Raw genomic sequence first — 2052 nt, forward strand, 5'->3', positions numbered from 1 at the left:
CATCGCCTCCATTACCGCTTGTTTTACTCGTAATTCCATTCGTTCCAGCATAACCATTTCCGCCTTTGGCAATTCCTAGATGTTCATCCGTTGCTAAACCAAAGTTTCCACCTGTTCCTCCAGCACCGCCATCGCCTGAATAGTAGGTAGTCGTACCACCACCAAATCCCGTGTGAGATTGATAGGCAGAAGCACCCCCACCACCATGTCCTCCTGTCGCCGTAATAAAATTCTTTCCAACAGCTGTTGTTCCTCCAGAATTTCCTGTCGCACTGCGTGATGCAACAGAAGCGCCTCCTTTACCAATCAAAATATCTTGATGACCGTTTAAACTGGCTTTATAGCCATACCAGACTGAACACCCGCCACCGCCGCCACCTCCTCCTAATCTTGGCGTATCCGCTCCGCCACCACTACCGCCACCGCCCCATGCTTGGATCTCAACTTTAGTTTTATCCGTTACCCAATCGGGCCATTGAATTTTCCCATCCTGTGTATAGAGCAATTCAGCATCAGCAAGTGCCGGCCAATTCGTGATTTTATCGGTCAAATCTTTTTTTAGCCTCTTTATTCCTGCCAAGATGGCTTCATCCACTTGCGCTTTCGTATAAACAAGATCTCCATCAACTTTTAAAGGTCCTTTCAAGGTGCTTCCGTTTGTGTTTAAATTGGTAACCACTTCACCATTATGGATAAGGTTAAACGACGAATTACCCAACAGTTCTAAGCCACCACTCATAGTGACTTTGCTGGTAAATTTATTATAATTTTGCCATTCATTTGGGTTTGTGAGGCGTCCATAGCTTGTGAGATCTTCATTGATCTTGGCTCTAAAATCATCAAGCCCCACGATATCTTCGGTTTTATGTTGATGTGCGCCTAACAGTGATATTGCACTGCCAAAAGTGAAGTTATTATTGCTTGATTTATAGAGAACATAATTGTTAGCCGCATCTTTGGCGCCCTCGATATCGCTTAAATCAGCAAATGAGAAGGTTTTATCCGCTGCCATCTTGCCCTTAAGGGCTGCTTCAAGATCTGCGATATCACTTATTGTATGCGTGTGTTTTGAAGGTGCTTTTTCGTTTACCTTTTCCTCAACAGCCAAAAGAGCTTGATCAATTTTGGTCAAGTTTTCCCGCAAGATTGGGAATTCAGAACTGATAAAACGCCCCTCTTTAGGCAATTCCATGTCGAGTTTTTTGGTTTTTGTCATCTCTCATTTTCCCCTCATAATATGCCGGCGCCAAAATCACTCACCATGGACCGCGCTGCTGGTCCACCGGTAAGCGTGAGTTTCAAGCGCGCTTGTTTGGCGCCTTTATCACTACTGGTAAATTTTCGTTCTGTCCAAAGTGGTTCAGCGAGTTGTTCTGTTTCGTCAAGTTTCAAAGGGGTGAAACCACCATCATCTAGTTGCATCTCCAGTGAAAAGGTTGCACCACCCGGTAAAAAGGTTTTGATATAGCTCGTTAACCTTGCCTTTTCACCAAAGGCAAAAGCACGCGTGACATAGGTCGCTTCCTTATGGATCTTTCCCGCGATCAATTGAACAGGCGCAAATAACACCGGTGAGAGTTTCTCTGTTCCTTTAAGAATAGCGCGAAGCTTGATCTTTTCACTGATATATTCAGTAAGACTGAGCAATTGAAAGGGAAGGAGTTGATAAACCGTGCCGTTGTTTCTTTCAATTTCAAAGATGACAGAACAATCGCTTGAAGGCAACTCAATGGCTGCGCGTATTTGTAAATCAGAGCAGTCCACAAGATCAAAAGTGCCTAAATCGACAATCTTTTCTGTTTGCCTATAGCGGGCAGCGAGCACCCGAAAGGCTAAAGCCTCATCTTGATGGGCTGTCCAACTTTGTGCGTTAACAGAAGAAAAGCGTGGACCGGTCACGTAAGGGTGACTCGAGACATATCTCTGGTGTTCTGCATCAAAATCTCCAAGCTTTGCTAGTGAAACAGAATGATCCGCATCATCGGTTTTAATGACAAAAGCCGTTAAGCGGTCATCCATCACAAGGAGTGGTACATCATAGCGTGCTTCTGC

At 44.7% G+C, this 2052-nt stretch carries 1 protein-coding gene and 1 pseudogene; both read right to left on the reverse strand.

Going from position 1 to position 2052, the window contains the following annotated elements:
* A partial coding sequence (locus ACFINK_RS09215) for a Bgr_08870 family protein (protein WP_375638895.1) occupies positions 1-1216 on the reverse strand: 1216 nt, incomplete at its 3' end.
* 14 nt (positions 1217-1230) lie between these two features.
* Positions 1231-2052: pseudogene (locus ACFINK_RS09220) on the reverse strand (DUF4815 domain-containing protein); the annotation flags it as partial.

The organism is Bartonella sp. AA16NXGY (assembly GCF_042197325.1).
Taxonomy (GTDB): domain Bacteria; phylum Pseudomonadota; class Alphaproteobacteria; order Rhizobiales; family Rhizobiaceae; genus Bartonella.